Annotated in this window: 18 protein-coding genes and 1 pseudogene; 10 read left to right on the forward strand and 9 right to left on the reverse strand. The window is 60.8% G+C overall.

Annotated features, from left to right (window positions below; genetic code table 11):
- Positions 1-68: 68 nt before the first annotated feature.
- Positions 69-317 (forward strand): DUF1294 domain-containing protein, encoded by a 249-nt coding sequence (locus LUB09_RS24130; RefSeq protein WP_442964106.1) that lies wholly within the window; start codon positions 69-71, stop codon positions 315-317.
- Here LUB09_RS24130 and LUB09_RS18905 read toward each other — a convergent pair.
- Entirely contained in the window at positions 306-662 is a 357-nt protein-coding gene (locus LUB09_RS18905; RefSeq protein ID WP_231423384.1) for an MmcQ/YjbR family DNA-binding protein, read from the reverse strand. The two genes, LUB09_RS24130 and LUB09_RS18905, sit on opposite strands and share 12 nt — an antisense overlap.
- The gene (locus LUB09_RS18910) at positions 659-1,567 is read right to left on the reverse strand and encodes a LysR substrate-binding domain-containing protein (RefSeq protein WP_231423386.1); all 909 of its coding nucleotides are present in this window, start codon (positions 1,565-1,567) and stop codon (positions 659-661) included. The genes LUB09_RS18905 and LUB09_RS18910 overlap by 4 nt, the downstream gene beginning before the upstream one ends.
- 127 nt (positions 1,568-1,694) lie before the next feature.
- Here LUB09_RS18910 and LUB09_RS18915 point away from each other — a divergent pair, with 127 nt between their 5' ends.
- Both LUB09_RS18915 and LUB09_RS18920 read left to right on the forward strand, forming a co-directional pair.
- Positions 1,695-2,306: an FMN-dependent NADH-azoreductase gene (locus tag LUB09_RS18915; RefSeq protein ID WP_209982486.1), complete on the forward strand. Its 612-nt coding sequence runs from the start codon at positions 1,695-1,697 to the stop codon at positions 2,304-2,306.
- Between the two features lie 219 nt (positions 2,307-2,525).
- Entirely contained in the window at positions 2,526-3,563 is a 1,038-nt protein-coding gene (locus tag LUB09_RS18920; RefSeq protein WP_209982484.1) for an alpha/beta hydrolase family protein, read from the forward strand.
- Here LUB09_RS18920 and LUB09_RS18925 read toward each other — a convergent pair.
- The 3 genes and pseudogenes from LUB09_RS18925 to LUB09_RS18935 all read right to left on the reverse strand — a co-directional run.
- Positions 3,557-4,729 carry an MFS transporter gene (locus tag LUB09_RS18925; RefSeq protein ID WP_209982482.1) on the reverse strand — a complete coding sequence of 391 codons (1,173 nt, stop codon included), beginning with the start codon at positions 4,727-4,729 and terminating at the stop codon, positions 3,557-3,559. The genes LUB09_RS18920 and LUB09_RS18925 overlap by 7 nt on opposite strands.
- Before the next feature lie 321 nt (positions 4,730-5,050).
- Positions 5,051-6,637 (reverse strand): ABC-F family ATPase, encoded by a 1,587-nt coding sequence (locus LUB09_RS18930; RefSeq protein WP_082638529.1) that lies wholly within the window; start codon positions 6,635-6,637, stop codon positions 5,051-5,053.
- Between the two features lie 5 nt (positions 6,638-6,642).
- Positions 6,643-6,862, reverse strand: a pseudogene (locus tag LUB09_RS18935) (integrase); the annotation flags it as partial.
- A gap of 161 nt (positions 6,863-7,023) precedes the next feature.
- Between LUB09_RS18935 and LUB09_RS18940 the strand changes: the two are divergent.
- On the forward strand, positions 7,024-7,227 hold the full coding sequence (locus tag LUB09_RS18940) for a hypothetical protein (protein WP_231423387.1): 204 nt from the start codon (positions 7,024-7,026) through the stop codon (positions 7,225-7,227).
- A 46-nt stretch (positions 7,228-7,273) separates the two neighbouring features.
- On the opposite strand, the gene LUB09_RS18945 is transcribed toward LUB09_RS18940, so the two are convergent.
- Positions 7,274-8,515: an MFS transporter gene (locus LUB09_RS18945; RefSeq protein ID WP_231423410.1), complete on the reverse strand. Its 1,242-nt coding sequence runs from the start codon at positions 8,513-8,515 to the stop codon at positions 7,274-7,276.
- Positions 8,516-8,663: 148 nt separating this feature from the next.
- On the opposite strand from LUB09_RS18945, the gene LUB09_RS18950 reads away from it, so the two are divergent.
- Entirely contained in the window at positions 8,664-9,476 is an 813-nt protein-coding gene (locus LUB09_RS18950) for a class I SAM-dependent methyltransferase (protein ID WP_231423388.1), read from the forward strand.
- Between the two features lie 137 nt (positions 9,477-9,613).
- On the opposite strand, the gene LUB09_RS18955 is transcribed toward LUB09_RS18950, so the two are convergent.
- Positions 9,614-10,000: a TIGR03067 domain-containing protein gene (locus LUB09_RS18955; RefSeq protein ID WP_231423389.1), complete on the reverse strand. Its 387-nt coding sequence runs from the start codon at positions 9,998-10,000 to the stop codon at positions 9,614-9,616.
- Between the two features lie 272 nt (positions 10,001-10,272).
- Between LUB09_RS18955 and LUB09_RS18960 the strand changes: the two genes are divergently transcribed.
- Together LUB09_RS18960 and lpxO are read left to right on the forward strand one after the other, a co-directional pair.
- Positions 10,273-11,616 (forward strand): LPS O-antigen chain length determinant protein WzzB, encoded by a 1,344-nt coding sequence (locus LUB09_RS18960; protein WP_231423391.1) that lies wholly within the window; start codon positions 10,273-10,275, stop codon positions 11,614-11,616.
- 695 nt (positions 11,617-12,311) lie between these two features.
- Positions 12,312-13,211 (forward strand): lipid A hydroxylase LpxO, encoded by a 900-nt coding sequence (gene lpxO / locus LUB09_RS18965; RefSeq protein ID WP_231423392.1) that lies wholly within the window; start codon positions 12,312-12,314, stop codon positions 13,209-13,211.
- Between the two features lie 113 nt (positions 13,212-13,324).
- Here lpxO and ku read toward each other — a convergent pair whose 3' ends face one another.
- Positions 13,325-14,164, reverse strand: a complete 840-nt coding sequence (gene ku / locus LUB09_RS18970) for a non-homologous end joining protein Ku (protein WP_209982471.1) — start codon at positions 14,162-14,164, stop codon at positions 13,325-13,327.
- A gap of 183 nt (positions 14,165-14,347) precedes the next feature.
- Between ku and LUB09_RS18975 the strand changes: the two genes are divergently transcribed.
- Both LUB09_RS18975 and LUB09_RS18980 read left to right on the forward strand, forming a co-directional pair.
- Positions 14,348-14,662 (forward strand): hypothetical protein, encoded by a 315-nt coding sequence (locus LUB09_RS18975; protein ID WP_209982468.1) that lies wholly within the window; start codon positions 14,348-14,350, stop codon positions 14,660-14,662.
- A gap of 13 nt (positions 14,663-14,675) precedes the next feature.
- Positions 14,676-15,833 (forward strand): PQQ-dependent sugar dehydrogenase, encoded by a 1,158-nt coding sequence (locus LUB09_RS18980; RefSeq protein ID WP_231423394.1) that lies wholly within the window; start codon positions 14,676-14,678, stop codon positions 15,831-15,833.
- A gap of 58 nt (positions 15,834-15,891) precedes the next feature.
- On the opposite strand, the gene LUB09_RS18985 is transcribed toward LUB09_RS18980, so the two are convergent.
- Positions 15,892-16,371 carry a nuclear transport factor 2 family protein gene (locus LUB09_RS18985; protein WP_209982464.1) on the reverse strand — a complete coding sequence of 160 codons (480 nt, stop codon included), beginning with the start codon at positions 16,369-16,371 and terminating at the stop codon, positions 15,892-15,894.
- A 150-nt stretch (positions 16,372-16,521) separates the two neighbouring features.
- On the opposite strand from LUB09_RS18985, the gene pssA reads away from it, so the two are divergent.
- Positions 16,522-17,865, forward strand: coding sequence for a CDP-diacylglycerol--serine O-phosphatidyltransferase (pssA, locus tag LUB09_RS18990; RefSeq protein ID WP_231423395.1), 1,344 nt, complete (start codon positions 16,522-16,524; stop codon positions 17,863-17,865).
- Positions 17,866-17,931 lie beyond the last annotated feature (66 nt).

A 17,931-nucleotide genomic window follows, 5' to 3' on the forward strand; every position in this document is an offset into this window, starting at 1 on the left:
GTTCGGTGCTGGTGTGGCAGCGCGGTGAAACCCTGCTGCCATTGGCCGCCTACGCGGTGGTCAGTGTGATGGCGTTCTTTTTGTACTGGAGCGACAAGCGCAAGGCGCAGTCCGAAGGCCGGCGCATCCCGGAAAACATCCTGCACGCTGTGGAACTGGCAGGCGGATGGCCGGGAGCGCTGATTGCCCAGCAGGTGTTCCGGCACAAGACGCGCAAGGTGTCTTACCAGGTGCTGTTCTGGGTGATTGTGCTGCTGCACCAGGTGTTCTGGCTTGACCAGTTGTTCCTTGGCGGCACGCTGTTGTCAGTGCTCTAGCCATAAACCGAGCTGAGTGCGCCTGGGCAGTTTGCTCACCACCAACTGATGGGAGCGCTGCAACAAACCCCGCAGTTCCTGCGCGCCGAGCGGGTAGGGCACGTGCATGATGATCCACTGCGCCCGAGCCAGGTACGGCGCCGGCTGGATACCGGGGCGATCGACGTGACCGAGGAACAGTGCCTTGTCGACCTTGAACGCCAGCGAGTCACCGCGCAGGTTCTGCAGGGCGAACATCTTGTTGCCGGCAATCGAAAATACGCGCACGCCGCCCCATTTGTAGTCTTCCCGCGCGCCGGGCAGGCTCAGGCAGAACTGCGCAACTTGCGCTTCGGTCATCGTCATAGCAAGCGGTCTCCACAGCCTTTGAAGCCTTCTTCCAGGTAATCGATCCACGCGCGAATGGCTGGCAGCACGCCGCGCCTGTGCGGGTACACGGCCTGCAGCCAGCCGCCCGGCAATGACCATTGCGGCAGCAGTTGCACCAGACGCCCGCTGGCCAGCTCCTCTTCGCAATACATCATCGGCAGCACGGTAAAGCCCAGGCCCATGACGGCGCTGGCCTTGCGCACGATAAAGTCGTCAATGCCCAGGCGCGCCTCCATCACCAGATCGTGGGCATTACCCCGGGGGTCGAGAATGCGCTGATGGACCATGCGGTCGGCCTCCAGTGCGCCGAGGATCGGCAGCTGTTTCAGGTCTTCGAGGCTGTTGACCCGCCGCTCGCGCATGAAGCCCGGGCTGGCCACCAGCACGGTCTGGGCCTGGCGCAGGCGCTTGGTCACCAGCAACGGGTCTTCATCGCCCAGTTCGCGCACGCGCAGGGCCACGTCGATGCCTTCGGCCACCAGATCGACGCGGCGGTTGACCAGGGTCATGTCCAGCTGCACCAGCGGGTACGCCGCGAGAAATCCGGCCACCAGTTCCGACATCATGTGCTGGGCCATGCCCACCGGGCAGCTCACCCGCAGGCGGCCACGGGGTTCGCTGGACATACTGGCCACGGCCTCGTCGGCCATTTCCGCTTCCAACAGCATCGCCTGGCAGTGGCGCAGGTAACGCTCGCCCACCGCGGTCAGCGTCAGTTGCCGGGTGGTGCGTTGCAGCAGGCGTGCGCTCAGGCGTTCTTCCAGCTCGGCGATGCGCCGCGACAGCCGCGACTTGGGTATCCCCAGCAGCCGGCCGGCCGCCGCAAAGCCGCCGGCTTCGACGACTTTGGCGAAGTAGTAGAGGTCGTTGAGGTCTTGCATAGGGGCGCCTATTGTCCTGTCAGTGGGACAAACTATCGCATTTTAGCTGGCTTATCGGCTATTGGTTTCATGCGTAGCATCACCACCATCTGATCGCCACTGTCGATCCCACTCACGGAGATCCACCATGAAACTGTTGCATATCGATTCCAGCATCCTCGGTGACAACTCGGCTTCCCGCCAGCTCAGTGCCGAGGTAGTCAAGGCCTGGCAGACCGCGCAGCCAGGTGTGGAAGTGACGTACCGCGACCTCGCCAGCGACGCGATCAATCACTTCTCCGGCGCCACCCTGGGCGCCCTGGGCACCGCCGCAGAACTGCGCGATGCCGCACAGAAGCACGAAGCCGAGCTGAGTGCCGTGTCGCTGGCTGAATTCCTCGCCGCCGATGCCGTGGTGGTGGGTGCGCCGATGTACAACTTCACCATCCCGACTCAGTTGAAGGCCTGGATCGACCGCATCGCGGTGGCCGGCCAGACGTTCCGCTACAGCGAAGCCGGTCCTGAAGGCCTGTGCGGCAACAAGAAAGTCATCATCGTCTCCACCGCCGGTGGCCTGCATGCGGGCCAGGCGTCGGGCGCTGCCCATGAAGGCTACCTGAAGCTGCTGTTCGGCTTTCTGGGCATCACCGATATCGAAGTGGTGCGGGCCGAAGGCCTGGCCTACGGCGATGACGTGCGCAGCAAGGCCATGAGCGAGGCTAACCTGTTAATCAATGAGCAGCTGTTCGCCGCTGCGTAAGGCTTGTGTAAAATTCGCCGCGCTCCGGTATCAATCTGAAGCACGGCGCTTAAACTCTGTATTCTGATCGCCTGAACGCGAGCGGAGTACGGAGTTTTTTCGTTTGCGCGCGGTCCTTTCAATGTGGCCCGGGTTATGCAGATCGTAGGCAGGCAAGGGATCACGATCCCGGGTTTCTCATTCGATGTTGGTTCTCACGCGGCACAGGTGGACATCCCCATGATGCGTCTATGTGCAGTAATGGCTCTTTCCCTCCTCGGCGGCCTGATTTCAGTGCAGGCCGCACCGGTGTCGCTCCCCCATTGGAGTGTGGGTTTCCATCGTATGAGTTTTCTCGATCCGGTGGACCAGCAGCCGATGAAAGCCGTCGCGTTCTACCCCTCCACGGGCATGGAGCACACCACGCAGGTGGGGGCCTACACCGTCGGCGCCACGGAAGATTCCAAAGTCGCCATCGGGCGTTTCCCGATGCTGATGCTGTCCCATGGCAACACCGGCACGCCGCTGGCGCTGCATGATCTGGCCACTTCGCTGGCGCGCAAGGGTTTTGTGGTGGTGGCGGTGCTGCACCCCGGCGACAACTACAAGGACCACAGCCGGCTGGGCACGGTAAGCAACCTGTACGGGCGGCCGATCCAGATTTCCGAAGCGATCACTGCCACCCTGGGCGACCCGATGCTGGCGCCGTTCGTCAACGTCGAGCAGGTGGGCGTGATCGGCTATTCGGCGGGCGGCGAGACCGCGTTGATCCTCGCCGGGGCCAAGCCGGACTTTGACCGCCTGCGCCGCTATTGCCAGGAACGCCCCGAAGACCATGACGCCTGCACCACCAAAGGCGAACTGGTGGTGGACCGTGACGATTTGCAGCCGCATGCCGATGCACGCATCCACGCGCTGATGCTGATGGCGCCGCTGAGCCTGATGTTCGGTCGCCATACCCTGGCGGATGTGCATGTGCCGGTGCTGCTCTACAGCGGTGACGGCGACAAGCTGGTGGCCGTGGACAAGAACGCCGCCGCGCTCGCGCGCAAATTGCCCGAGCCGCCGGACTTCAAACTGTTGGCCGGCGCCGGGCACTTTGTGTTCATGGCGCCGTGCGACAGCGATCAACTGGCGGCCATGCCGGCGGTGTGCACCGATGCCGACGGGGTTGACCGTGAGGGCATTCACCGCGACTTGATCTCCGAGGCCGGGCGCTTTTTCAGCCACACCCTGGGCCAGTCCAGCCGTGCCGGTTTGCAGACGGCGGATCAGTAAGCGCGACGCTTGAGCAACAGGGTCACGCCCAGCGCGCTGACCGACAGCAACGCCGCGCAGAAGAAGATCCAGCCGTAACCCAGGTTCAGCGCGATGGCCCCCATCAGCGGGCCGGCAATCGCCAGCGCCAGGTCAAAAAACACCGCATACGCACTCAGGCCCGCGCCGCGACTGCTGTTGGGGACCTGCCTGATCGCCTCCACGCCCAGCGCCGGATACACCAGCGACAGTCCGAAGCCGGTTAGCCCGGCACCGAGCAACGCCACGCCGGTCGTTGGTGCCAGCCATAACAGAATCAGGCCCAGGGTTTCGATGAACATGCAGACGATGGCGGCGCGAAAACCGCCAAAACGGCTGATGGCGGAAATGAACAGCAGGCGCGACAGGATAAAACACACCCCAAATACGGTGAGGCAGTACGCCGCACCGGCCCAGCCGCGATTAAGGTAGTACAGCGTAATGAAGGTGGTCAGCGTGCCGTAGCCAATCGAGGCGAGGCACAGGCTGGCGCCAAACGGCGCGATGCGCCCGAATACCGCCAGGAAGGGCAGCCGCTCGCCGCGCACCACCGGCACCGAAGGTTTATTGCGGATCAACACCAGCCCGAGTGCCGCCAGCACTGACAGCGCCAGGCCCAGGCTCGTGTAGCCATAGTGCGCAACCATCACCACCCCCAACGGTGCGCCAATGGCAATGGCGCCGTAGGAGGCAATGCCATTCCAGGAAATCGAGCGCGCGGTGTGTTCGGCACCGACGGCGCCCATGCACCAACTGATGGTGCCCACCCCGATCAGGCCCTGGGCCACGCCCAGCAGCAGCCGTGAGGCAATCAGGATACCCAGGCTCAGGGTCGGCAGGCTCTGCGCCAGCGTGGCAAAAAACGTCAGCACGCCGCTGAGCAGAATGCCGGTCAGGCCCAGCACAATCGCGCGTTTGGTGCCCACGTTGTCCGATACTCGCCCGGCAAAGGGCCGGCTGAGCAGGGTGGCCAGGTACTGCGCCGCAATGGTGAACCCGGCCACCACCGCGCTGAAGCCCAGTTGCTCGTGCACATAGCCCGGGATCACCGCAATCGGCAGGCCGATGCAGATAAAGGCGATGAAGGTGTAGAAGACGATGGAGACGATCTGCAGGGTGATCGACAGGGAGGAAGGGGCGGCGGACATGGCAACTCATTCGCGGGCGGGCGGTGGCTGCATCATGGCAAGGGCTTGCGGGAAATGAAAGCAGGCTAACTACTTCGCCTGAAGCCTGTCGCATTGGATGGGCTTTTAATGTGGCGAGCAGGCTTGCCCTGCGTTGGGCTGCGCAGCAGCCCTAAAACCAGACACCGCATTCTGCCAGACAGAACGCGGTGTTTTTGATTGGGGCTGCTGCGCAGCCCAACGCAGGGCAAGCCTGCTCGCCACAGGGAGCCTGTCAGCCACAGGGAGCCTGCTCGCCACAGGGAGGCTGTCAGGCACATGGAGCCTGACGATCACGGCAAGTTAGAACACCACGCCCTGGCTGCGCAGGTAGTCGTCGTACGTACCGCTGAAGTCGATCACGCCGCTGGCGCTCAGCTCAATGATGCGGGTGGCCAGGGACGAGACGAACTCGCGGTCGTGGCTGACGAAAATCAACGTGCCCGGATAGTTTTCCAGCGCCAGGTTCAGCGCTTCGATGGATTCCATGTCCAAGTGGTTGGTCGGTTCGTCCATGATCAGCACGTTGGGTTTCTGCAGGATCAGCTTGCCGAACAGCATGCGACCCTGTTCACCACCGGAGATTACCTTGACCGACTTGAGGATCTCATCGTTGGAGAACAGCATGCGGCCCAGGGTGCCGCGGATAACCTGTTCGCCCTGGGTCCATTGGCCCATCCAGTCGAACAGGCTCATGTCGTTTTCAAAGTCGTGGGCGTGGTCCTGGGCGTAGTAGCCCAGCTCAGCGGCGTCGGTCCACTTGACGGAGCCGGCGTCCGGGGTCAGCTCGCCCACCAGCGTGCGCAGCAGGGTGGTCTTGCCGATGCCGTTCGGGCCGATGATTGCCACGCGTTCGCCGGCTTCAACCTGGAAGTTGAAGTCCTTGAACAGCGTTTTGCCGTCAAAGCCCTTGGCCATGCGATCGACCATGACGGCCTGGCGGTGCAGCTTCTTGGTCTGTTCGAAACGGATGAACGGGCTCACGCGGCTCGATGGCTTGACCTCGGCCAGCTGGATCTTGTCGATCGCCTTGGCACGGGAGGTGGCTTGCTTGGCCTTCGAGGCGTTCGCCGAGAAGCGGCTGACGAAGGATTGCAGCTCGGAGATCTGCGCTTTCTTCTTGGCGTTGTCCGACAGCAGTTGCTCGCGGGACTGGGTCGCCACGGTCATGTACTCGTCGTAGTTGCCCGGGAACAGGCGCAGCTCGCCGTAGTCCAGGTCAGCCATGTGGGTGCACACGCTGTTCAGGAAGTGACGGTCGTGAGAGATGATGATCATCAGGCTGGAGCGCTGGGTCAGAATGTTTTCCAGCCAGCGGATGGTGTTGATGTCCAAGTGGTTGGTCGGTTCGTCGAGCAGCAGCACTTCCGGATCGGAGAACAGTGCCTGGGCCAGCAATACACGCAGCTTCCAGCCAGGAGACACTTCGCTCATCGGGCCGAAGTGCTGTTCCAGGGGAATGCCCAGGCCCAGCAGCAGTTCACCGGCACGGGATTCGGCGGTGTAGCCGTCCATCTCGGCGAATTCGGTTTCCAGCTCGGCCACCGCCATACCGTCGTCTTCGCTCATTTCCGGCAGCGAATAGATACGGTCGCGCTCGGCCTTGACCTTCCACAGCTCTTCGTGGCCCATGATCACGGTGTCGATCACGTTGAATTCTTCGTAGGCGAACTGATCCTGGCGCAGTTTACCCAGGCGCACATTCGGCTCCAGCATGACCTGGCCGCCGGACGGCTCCAGGTCGCCACCGAGGATTTTCATGAAGGTCGACTTGCCGCAACCGTTGGCACCGATCAGACCATACCGGTTGCCGGCGCCGAACTTGACCGAGACGTTCTCGAAGAGCGGCTTGGCGCCGAACTGCATGGTGATGTTAGCTGTGGAGATCAATTACTTTACCTATCAATAGCTTGGGGTGCGCTTATGTGAGTTGGACCCAGGGCGGGGCCATCTGGAGCCTTTCCATTGGCTCCAGTCCGAGCTTGTTGATCCAACGCGCATAAGTCGAGAGCAGCGCCTGACGTGATGGCCGGGCTGCTGGGAGATGAAGGCGGGGTTCATGCCAGACATGGCGCGCATTGTCGCATAGGTGTGACGACAGTTGTATGGCGGTTTGCAGGCGCAACCGCTGTGAGTCGGCTCTGAACCACTGCGCCGAAAGGGCGTAGCAGCATCAATAATGGCCTGCTGCCACCGTTCGTCGGGTCAGCAGTGGCGCCGCTGAACGATGTTCTCAGGCCGGCGCTCTATGTCCGCGGACATAATCAGGTGCAAAAATGCAACGATCACTGCGGCGCTCTGCGGTAAGAACCTGGGCACAGATCTACACCCAGGTGGTGAACGAACAGAATATTGAGGACAAATATTTCAAATTGCTGAGGACGGCCGATGATATGGAGAGCAACGGCCTCATCGATGGGAGAGAGTGGAGGAAGCTTGTGCGCAAAGCCGGCGAATTCCTCGCCAGCACCGCAGAGTGAGTCAGCGGGTGAGAGCTGACCGGCTCTCACCACCTTGCACGCGTATTCAAGCGACCGTTCCAACCCCCGCAAACGTCGGTTTTTTTGCCAACGTCTCAGGCACGGCCAGCCACACCAGCGCCAGTGCCACGGCGGCGACGCCGGCCAGGGTCAGGAAGGCGGCGTTGTAGCCCGCCTGCTGCACCACAAAACCGGCCAGGCTACTGCTCAGTGCCGCTCCCAGCCCAAACACCGTCGAGATCGCACCCAGGCTGACATTGAAGCGCCCGGTCCCCTGGGTCAGATCCTTGACGATCACCGGGAACAGCGCGCCGAAAATGCCTGCACCAATGCCGTCCAGCAATTGCACGGTCACCAGCCAGTATGGGTCACCGGACAGGGTATAGAGCACCCCACGCAGCGGCAGAATAATGAAACCGGCCAGCAGCAACGGTTTGCGCCCCCACACATCCGCCCTGGCGCCCACCAGCCAGGCCACCGGCACCATCACCAACTGCGCAGCGACGATGCAGGCCGAGGTCAGCGGCGTAGCCATCTGCAGGTTGATCTGAGAGAGCTTCTGGCTGACCAGTGGCAGCATGGCAGCATTGGCCAGGTGGAACAGGGCACAGCAAATGGCGAACAGCAGAAGCGGGCGGTTCGACAGCAACACCTTCACTCCGGAGGGTTGCTCGTCGTCGGTGTGATGGGCAGGGTCAAAACCACGTGCGACTTCGTGGTCAATAGCCGCGGCGGGCACGCAACTGACCGCCACAAGACTGGCGACCGCCATGAAGGCCATCAGGTAAAACACCACCACCGGCCCGAACAGGTACGCCAGGCCGCCAGCCAATAGCGCGGCCACGGCATTGCCTGCATGGTTGAAGGTTTCGTTGCGCCCGGTGCGCCTCGTGAAGGCTTTGGGCCCGGTAATCCCCAGGGAAATCGCTGAAATCGCCGGGGCAAATACGGAAGCCGCCACGGCGCTGGCGGCCTGGGTCAGTGCCACCAGGCTGAAATTGCTGACAAACGGCAGTATCAGGCAACTGGCTGTCACCAGGATTGCGGCGATGGCGATGACGGCGCGTTTGCTGCGGGTTCGATCGAGCAGCGCCCCCGCCGGGCCCTGGGTCAGCAGCCCGGCGATGCCCGCCAGGGTCATCACCACGCCGATACTGGCCGGGTCCCACTTGTGCACTGCGAGCAGGTAGATGGCCAGGTAAGGCCCGAGGCCGTCACGCACATCGGCCAGGAAGAAGTTAAGGCTGTCCAGGGACAGGGTAGTGCGCAGGTCGGAGTGTCGGGCCACGGCAGGATCTTCGAGAGCGGCGTCCACGGGGCTGGACACTCGTTGGGCTAATGACCTGCGGCACTTGCTATAAGTTTCGCGCGAGGCTTAGGGTTTCATCTTACGGGTGATTGGCTTATTTTCTGTTGTATTCGTTATCTGGAGACACATGGAAATGCCATCAGCTCTACAGGCAATTGCCAGCAATAAGGACGCCTGGAATGCATCCGCCAAGCTGCATAAGAATACCGACACCTGGCGGGCGTTAATGGATGCGGTGACGAATCCCGGGTTTTCCTGCCTTGATACTACCCTCACGGCTGTGCTGCAAGACATTGGCGTCGCGGGCAAGGACGTTGTGCAACTGTGCTGTAATAACGGCCGCGAAAGTCTGTCATTATTCGGCTTGGGCGCGCGTTCTGTAGTAGGTATCGATCAATCTGCGGCATTCCTGGCGCAGGCGCGGGAACTGGCTGGCGCCTCGCCTCATGAACCCGAGTTCATCGAATCCGATGTCCACCAACTGCCCGAACGTTTGCAGGCAGGCTTCGACATTGCTCTTGTGACCATTGGTGTACTGGGCTGGATGCCGGATGTGGCGCTGTTCATGCGGCATGTCGCGAGCACCTTGAGACCTGGCGGCACGCTGGTGGTGTACGAAACGCATCCGTTTTTGGAGATGTTCGACCCGCGCGCGCCCAACCCGATGCTGCCTGCCAGTTCATACTTTCAACGCGAGCCCTTTGTGTTGCAGGAGTCGATTGTCTATGAGGGTGCACAGCACTTGAAGGGGCCGACATCCTACTGGTATGTGCATACCATGGGCAGCGTGATCAGCGCGGCGGTGGCTGCGCACTTGCAGATCGGTCATTTGCAGGAGTATCCGCACTCCAATCGCGAGGAACTTTACGACCAGTATCAGCACCAGCCTGCGCAGTTGCCGCTGTGTTTCACGATGACAGCCACCAGGCGTGTGCCCTGAAGTGTTTCCCACAGGCAAAAAAAAGCCCGCGAGGAGAGGCGGGCCAAGTGATTCACTGGAGTAGGTAGGCCTCACCCTATAGGTCGGAAAGTGAAGGCTTCGTGAAAATTCTGTGGTGAATTCGGATGCTCTGGTGATCAGGACCTGCGCACGAACGTGCGCATGGTTTGCCCTGGTCCGGTGCTGAATGAAGCAGGACGCGGCTGGCCCGCATCCGCAGCGATAAACACGAATGTGTCGCCATCAAGTCGATAGCTGGCGGGTAGCGGCTTACCGGCGTCATCGCCGATGGCGTCTACCCAGGTAATGCTTTTGGGGCGCTGGCTGCTGTCCAGCGTGAATCGCCCAGCCAGCAAGACCTCGCCATCAACGGTGACCACTTCAAACTGATCTGCGGCAATTGTAGTCATTGCACCGGGGGCGCTGTGGGCATCCGCAGGGTTGAGCACGCCGCTGTCTTCGAGCGACGTCTGCTCCCAGGTGCCCTGGAGGGCTTGGTAATCCGGGTCGGTGAGGGTCTGCATATAAGGTCCTTTTAATTTTCCCTTTATCGGCAACTATTTATCGATCTTTTTACTACGCTTGTGATTAGAATAATCCTACGTCATGTGTGTCTTTACTAACGTCTATTGTGAATACGACGGAAAGAAACTACGACGGCTTGGGATTTTTCTTCTAGACCCGGTGGTCAGACCTGAATTGGCGAGCCTTGTTATCGGTGTCAGGGCGTTGTCCCTGCTGGGTATTCGAGGTCTTCGTGATAGCTCTTTGATATTGGTTTTAAGGTGCATACATTTTGAATCGAACTTCCCAGTCCAGTAATTATCCTGCGTCGGATGAAATTGACCTGTTTGAATTGCTGCATGCTGTTTGGCGACAGAAAAAACTGGTATTGGGCTGTGCGCTGCTGACGGGCGTGCTCGGGGCAGGCTATGCGTTTCTGGCGCCTAAAACCTACGAAGTCAGCAGTGTACTGCGCCCGGCAGCGATCAATGAGCTGGACGCGCTGAACCGCTCCGAGGTTTACAAACTACCGCCGGCGGATGCGCTGGCCAAAGTCGGCGCACAGCTGGACTCCTATGAAGCGCGGCTTGGATTTTTTCGGTCCCATGAGCAGTTGTTCACCGCCTTTCAAAAGCCGGGGCAAAGCCTTGAGCAAAGTTTCGAGGACTTCAACCGTAACTCGGTCAACCTGATCCTGCCGGACCCCAAGAAATCCGACTCTTTGAGCAGCTACATCCGCCTCGAATTGCAATACCCCTCGGACGTGGACGGCGTGTCGATTCTCAACGGGTTCGTCGACTATGCCATCGCCTCCGAGCGTGAGCAGGTGGGCGCCGACCTCAAGGTGATCGTCAACAACCGCTTGAACGAGCTGAAGGGCAAGATCGACGCGGCGCGTGCCAATTATGACACCGAGAAAGAATCGAAGATTGCCAAGCTCCTTGAGGATGACCGCCTCAAGCGCGCCCGGTTGCAGGATGAATTGAGCGCCCTGCGCCTGCAGATGAAAATGGAGCGTACCAACCGCCTCGCCGAACTGGCGGAGGCGATCTCGATTGCCAAGTCCATGGGCATCAAGACGCCGACCACACCGTCTTCCATGGCTGACGCCACGCGGAGCGGTTCGAGCCAGGTGATGCGTACCGAGGTCAATAACCAGCAGATTCCGCTGTACTTCCTCGGCACCGAGGCCCTTGAGGCTGAGCGCACGGCATTGCAGCAACGTACCAGTGACGACTTTACCAATCCTCGGATCGCCCAGATTGGTAAGGAATTGCAACTGCTGGAAACCAATCGTGAGGTCGAAGTGCTGCGCAAGCGTGGCAACGAAGACATTTTCCTGCAGGACGTCGAGCCATTGCGTGCCGAGGTCGCTCGTTTGCGCAATTTGAACATCGACATGAGCAACCTGAAGCTGGTCACGGTTGACCGCCGCGCCCAGGAGCCTCTGGCACCGATCAAACCGAAAAAAGCCATCATCCTGGCGGTGAGCCTGATCGCAGGTCTGGTCCTCGGGATGCTGATTGCACTGATTCGTCACCTGATCAGCTCGCGCAATCAACCTGCGCCTTATTCGTCGCTTGAGGATGGACGCTTTGCCCGTCGTGAACGCAAGGACGACGATCCGTTGGTGTGACACGCAGGGCTTGCCGCGGGGCAGGCCCTAATGCCGTTCAGTTAAGCCAGTGTGATGCTCGAAGCAATGAGCGGTGCGACTCTTCGGTGTACATATCGGTTTGTGCGGTAACGGCGACTTAGGGTTCCGCCCTTACGGCGGGTCACTTTTGGAAAAGAGCCCGGAATGCCGGCCCAGCCAAAAGTAACCAAAAGGGCTCTTGCCCCAACACTCGGCACCTCGCCTGCGTTCGGCCAGCGTGTTTGACGGGGCGCCTCAGATCAAGATCAAGATCAAGAGCGCGGCGGCCTTAGAGCCGACCGAGGTTGTCTGTCGTACGCTGTACAAACTGTGGGAGGGGGCTTGCTCCCGATGGCTGAGTGTCAGTCAGCTTATGTGTAGCTGATCCACCCTCATCGGGAGCAAGCCCCCTCCCACATGTGGATCTCCATTTGTCTGATGGATATCACACTGCTTTTGCTTTGCTTTGCCTCACTTCTTCGATGCACACTTCGTCGACAGTTTTTCACAATTCTTGGTTAACCTTTGGTTACAAAGTGTGGCTAAATAACGGCCAATGGCCGTAAAGCGGTTTGCCATCAAACTGCCGATTATCGCCTGTCTGTGAATTGTGAAATCAGGTGCTGCTATCCAATCCTCGGCCGTCGTGGGCGCGCAGGAGCAGCCTGTTCTCTACTGACTTGTGACGAAATCTCTTGAAACTCATCATTGTTGTTCTCTACGTCGTCTCCATTGCGTATGTCCACCTGCGCGGTCGGGTGCGGCACAAGTTGGGCCGTCAATTGAGCGACCACTCCACGTTCCTGGCGCCGATCAACTGCTTTCTCTATCTGTTTTCCAGGCTGCCGAGCCGGCCATATCTGTCGCCCAGTGACTTTCCGGACTTGAGCCCTTTGCAGGAACACTGGCAGGAAATCCGCCAGGAAGGCCAGAACCTGATGCGTGCGGGTGAGATCAAACGGTCGGAGCAGTACAACGATGTGGGTTTCAACTCATTCTTCAAGTCCGGCTGGAAGCGCTTCTACCTGAAGTGGTACGGCGACAGCCATCCGTCGGCAATGAAGCTGTGCCCGCGCACCACCGAACTGGTACAGAGTATCGGTTCGATCAAGGCGGCGATGTTTGCCGAGCTGCCGCCCGGCTCCAGGCTGGTGCGCCATCGCGACCCTTACGCCGGCTCTTATCGCTACCATTTGGGCCTGGATACGCCCAACGACCCGGGCTGCTACATCAATGTAGATGGCGAGAGTTATTACTGGCGCGATGGCGAGCCGGTAATGTTCGACGAGACCTACATTCACTACGCGCAAAACACCACCCAGCACAACCGCATCATCCTGTTCTGCGATATCGAGCGGCCGATGAAGTACCGCTGGGCGGCGGCATTCAATCGCTGGTTCAGTCGCAATGTGATGGCGGCGGCGGGTTCGCCCAATGATGCCGGCGACAAGACCGGCGCGCTGAACCGCGCGTTTACGCGCTTGTACAAGATCCGCTTGCGCGGTAAAGAGCTGAAAAAGCGTAACCGTACGCGCTACTACCTGGAAAAATGGGCGATATTCGCCGCGCTGGCGGCTGTTTTCCTGTTGATCTGAAGTGGCGCCAGGCTTCGACGCCTTGCCGAGCGGGCCTAAACGCAGAGTCCCACATTTGATCTGCATCGCTTTGAGCATTGCGTCGGTTTAACTGAACGACCACGGACAGTGACTCAGGAAGCGTTCTTAGCGGATTTTTTCACCGCTGGTTTTTTTGCCGCAGGCTTGCCCGCCAGGCTGCGCTTGAGCAGCTCGGTCAGGTCGATCACATCGGCGGACTTGCGCTCTTCAACGCCTTCAGCGCTCTCCACATCTTCGATCTTGCCCGCCTTGGCCTTCTTCTCCACCAGCGCCATGATCTTCTCCTGAAAGCTGTCGCGGTATTCCTCCGGCTTCCAGTCCGCGCTCATGTCTTCCACCAAGCGCTTGGCCATGTCCAGTTCGCCCTTGGCCAGGGTGGGCTTGATCACGTCGCTGCCCAGTTCCAGCTCGTCCAGGCTGCGCACCTCGGCAGGCCAGCGCAGCATCACCAGCACCAGCGCAGAATCGAGCGCCATCAACGCCGCCAGGTGCTGCTTGGTGTGCAACACCACATTGGCCAGGGCGACCTTGCCGGTTTTCTTCAGGGTTTCACGCAGCAATGCGTAGACCTTGCCGCCGCGTTTGTCGGGCGCGAGGAAGTAGGGGGTGTCGATATTCTGCAGAGGGATCTGGTCGCTGGCGACAAACGCGATGATCTCGATGGTCTGGGTGGATTTGGGGTGGGCCGAGCGGATTTCCTCTTCGCTCAATACCACATAGCGGCCCTTCTCGTAGGCCACACCCTTGACGATATTTTCCTTGGTGACTTCCTTGCCGGTGGTCTTGTTGATGCGCTTGTAGCCCACCGGGTCCATGCTGCGCTTGTCCAGCCAGTCGAAGTCGACGCCTTGGGAAGAGGTCGCCGAGACCAGCGAGACCGGGATGTGGACCAGGCCGAAACTGATGGCGCCTTTCCAGATTGACCTTGGCATGGGTGCGGCTCCTAGTGAATTGACGGTCTTCTGGTGACTCGCTGGGTCCGGTAAAAGTTTCGCCACGCGGATGTGCGGACAGATGGTGTTACACCTGATGAGGAAGTATTTAGTGTCGAAATACGAACCCGGGGCGTAGCGTGTTATCGAAAGCAGGTACCACTCGCTCAGAGAGGCTTTGTCATGAACACTTGTGTGCGTCACCTTGCAGCGCTCGCGTTGGGCCTTACGTGTGTTTCCATGGCCCAGGCGCAGAACCTGCCTGGCAACAGCAACGCCAATCAGGGGCCGATCCACCGGGCCAACCCCAACAGCATGCAGGGCACTCAGCCCAACGCGCCGGCCATCCGTGGCAATCAGACCGGCCCCACCACGCCTGCGCCGACCCTGGAAAACCGTGGCATCGGCAACCGCTACCCCCAGCGCGAGGCCGCGCCCAGCCGGCCTTCGACCGAAACCAAAGCCCCCACCTATGACGCCAACGGCAATCGTCGCTAAGGAACCGTGTCTTATGCCTTTACGCAAAACGCTGCTCGCTGCGCTGTGCGCAACCACCTTTCTTCCCGTCGCGGCGGTACACGCCGCCGATCAGCAACAGTTTCCCGGCGAGCAGGGCAGTGTCACCGTCACGCCCGTCGCCAAGGGCCTCGATCACCCGTGGGCAGTGGCCTTCTTGCCGGACAAGCAAGGTTTCCTGGTGACCGAGCGTCCCGGCCATCTGCGGTTTGTCAGCCCCGAGGGCAAGCTTTCGGCGCCACTGAGCGGCGTGCCCGAGGTCTGGGCCAAGGGGCAGGGCGGTTTGCTTGATGTGGTGCTCTCGCCGGACTTCAAGCAGGACCGCATGGTGTACCTGTCTTATGCCGAAGGCGGCGGCAAGGGTGGCACAGCCGGCACTGCGGTAGGGCGCGGGCGCCTGGCGGACGACTTGAGCGGGTTGAAAGACTTCAAGGTGATCCTGCGTCAGGAGCCCAAGCTGTCCACCGGCAATCACTTCGGCTCGCGGCTGGCATTCGACCGCGACGGTTATCTGTTCGTCACCCTTGGCGAGAACAACGACCGGCCCACCGCCCAGGACCTCGACAAGTTGCAGGGCAAGGTGGTGCGCATCTTCCCCGACGGGCGGGTACCCGACGATAACCCGTTCGTCGGCCAGCCGGGCGTGCGTCCCGAGATCTGGTCCTATGGCCAGCGCAACCCGCAGGGCCTGGCACTGAATCCCTGGAGTGGCACGATCTGGGAAAACGAACACGGTCCGCGTGGCGGCGATGAAATCAACATTATCGAGCGCGGCAAGAACTACGGCTGGCCGCTGGCAACCCACGGTATCGATTATTCGCTGACGCCGATCCCCGAGGCCAAGGGCAAGACGGTGGAGGGTACGGTGGCGCCGCACCATGTCTGGGAAAAATCCCCGGGCATCAGCGGCATGGCCTTCTACGACGCCGACCGTTTCAAGCCGTGGCAGCACAACGTGTTCATTGGCGCGCTGGCCACCCAGGAGCTGATCCGCCTGCAGTTCGACGGCGACAAGGTGGTGCATGAGGAGCGCCTGCTCGGGGAATTGAAAGCGCGCATCCGCGATGTGCGCCAGGGGCCTGACGGCTACCTGTATGTGCTCACCGATGAAGCCAATGGCATGTTGTATCGCGTCGGTTTGAACGAGGACTGACGGATTCGATGACATCCAATGGTGGAAGGGTGCAGCCCCTTCCACGCTTTACAGAGCGCTAGAGGCCCAGCTCGGACAGCCCCGGATGATCATCCGGGCGCCGGCCCAGCGGCCAATGGAACTTGCGCTCGCTTTCCTTGATCGGCAGGTCGTTGATGCAGGCGAACCGATTAGCCATCAGGCCGTTGTCATCGAACTCCCAGTTCTCATTCCCATAGGAGCGGAACCAGTTGCCCGAATCGTCGTGCCACTCGTAGGCATAACGCACGGCGATGCGGTTATCGGTGAACGCCCACAGTTCCTTGATCAGTCGGTAGTCGAGTTCCTTGGCCCATTTACGCGCAAGGAACTGCCTGGCGTCTTCACGGTTGCAGGCGAATTCGGTGCGGTTGCGCCACTGTGTGTCCAGGGTGTAGGCCAGGGATACCCGCTGCGGGTCGCGCGAGTTCCAGCCGTCTTCGGCCAGGCGGACTTTTTCGACGGCCGACTCACGGGTAAACGGCGGCAGCGGCGGGCGGGCTTCAGACGTGGATGACATTGGCGACTCCTCGGGATCGAACGTCGCCCCTGGTTGCGGCGACGGATTATCGGGTGTTTGACGGCAACGATGATAGCGCGGCTTTCGAGACCTCGGCAGTCTCATGGTGTAAGCTCGGGGCCTCTTCGGATTCGACCCATTGCGAGCCTTATGCCGTCGTTCTTCAAACGCTCCCTGTTGCCCAAACTGCGCGGTTTTCCACTGTCCACCGAAGCGATCGAGGTGCTGTCCGGCGCCGCGGCCTTTCGGCACTGCCTGCTGGAAAAAATCCCCCAGGCCACCCGACGCATCTACATCGTCGCGCTGTACTTGCAGCAGGACGAGGCCGGGCAGGAGATCTACGACGCGCTGCACGTCGCCAAGGCTGCGCGGCCCGAGCTTGAGATCGTGGTGGTGGTCGACTCGCTGCGTGCCCAGCGCGGCCTGATCGGCGCCGGCAAGCAACCGGGCAACAGCGCCTGGTATCAGGCGATGACCCAGTCGCATGCCAGTGAAGTGCCGGTGTACGGCGTGCCGGTGCAGACCCGCGAGCTGTTCGGCGTGCTGCACCTCAAGGGTTTCGTGATCGATGACAGCGTGCTCTACAGTGGCGCCAGCCTGAACAACGTGTACCTGCACAAGTTCGACAAGTACCGCTTCGACCGTTATCACCTGATTCATAGCCAGCCACTGGCCGACTCCATGCAGCACCTGGTGGAACACGGCCTGATCGCCTCCAGGGCCGTGCACCGCCTGGACCTGCCGAACCCGCCGACCACCCGCAGCCTGCGCAACGACATCGGCGACCTGCGCAGTCGTCTCAAGCACGCCGCGTATGACACCACGGCCGGGCAGTTGCCCAACGGTCACCTGTCGGTCTGCCCGCTATTGGGGGTGGGCAAGAACAACCCCCTGAGCCGGGTGATTCTCGAGTTGATCGCCAGCGCCCAGCAGCAACTGACCATCTGCACGCCGTACTTCAACCTGCCGCTGCCGGTGACCCGCGAAATCAACCGGGCCCTGGCGCGTGGGGTGAAGATCGACATCATTGTCGGCGACAAGACCGCCAACGACTTCTACATCCCGCCCAGCGAGCCGTTCAAAGTGATTGCGGCGCTGCCGTACCTGTATGAAATCAGCCTGCGCCGTTTCGCCAAGCGCCATCAGCCGATGATCGACAGCGGCCAGTTGAACCTGCACCTGTGGCACCACGGCGACAATAGCTACCACCTCAAGGGCATGTGGGTGGACGAGCGCTACACCTTGCTCACCGGTAATAACCTCAACCCACGGGCATTTCGCCTCGACCTGGAAAATGCCCTGCTGATCGACGACCCGCAAGGCCAATGGCTGGCGCCGCGCGCGCAGGAGCTGGCGCAGATTTTCCGCCATACCACGCGTATCGATGGCTACCAGCATCTGCAGACGCTGGTGGATTACCCGGCGGCGGTCGGCAAGTTCCTGCGCCGGGTCAGCCGGGTGCGGATCGAGCGGTTGCTTTATCGCATCCTGTAGCGGGCAACCCCACAAGGTGACACTTCTTCATCGGGTGTATTGAGAACTCTCCTACATGCGGCCTAT

It is taken from the genome of Pseudomonas sp. Leaf59 (assembly GCF_920984685.1).
Lineage (GTDB): Bacteria > Pseudomonadota > Gammaproteobacteria > Pseudomonadales > Pseudomonadaceae > Aquipseudomonas.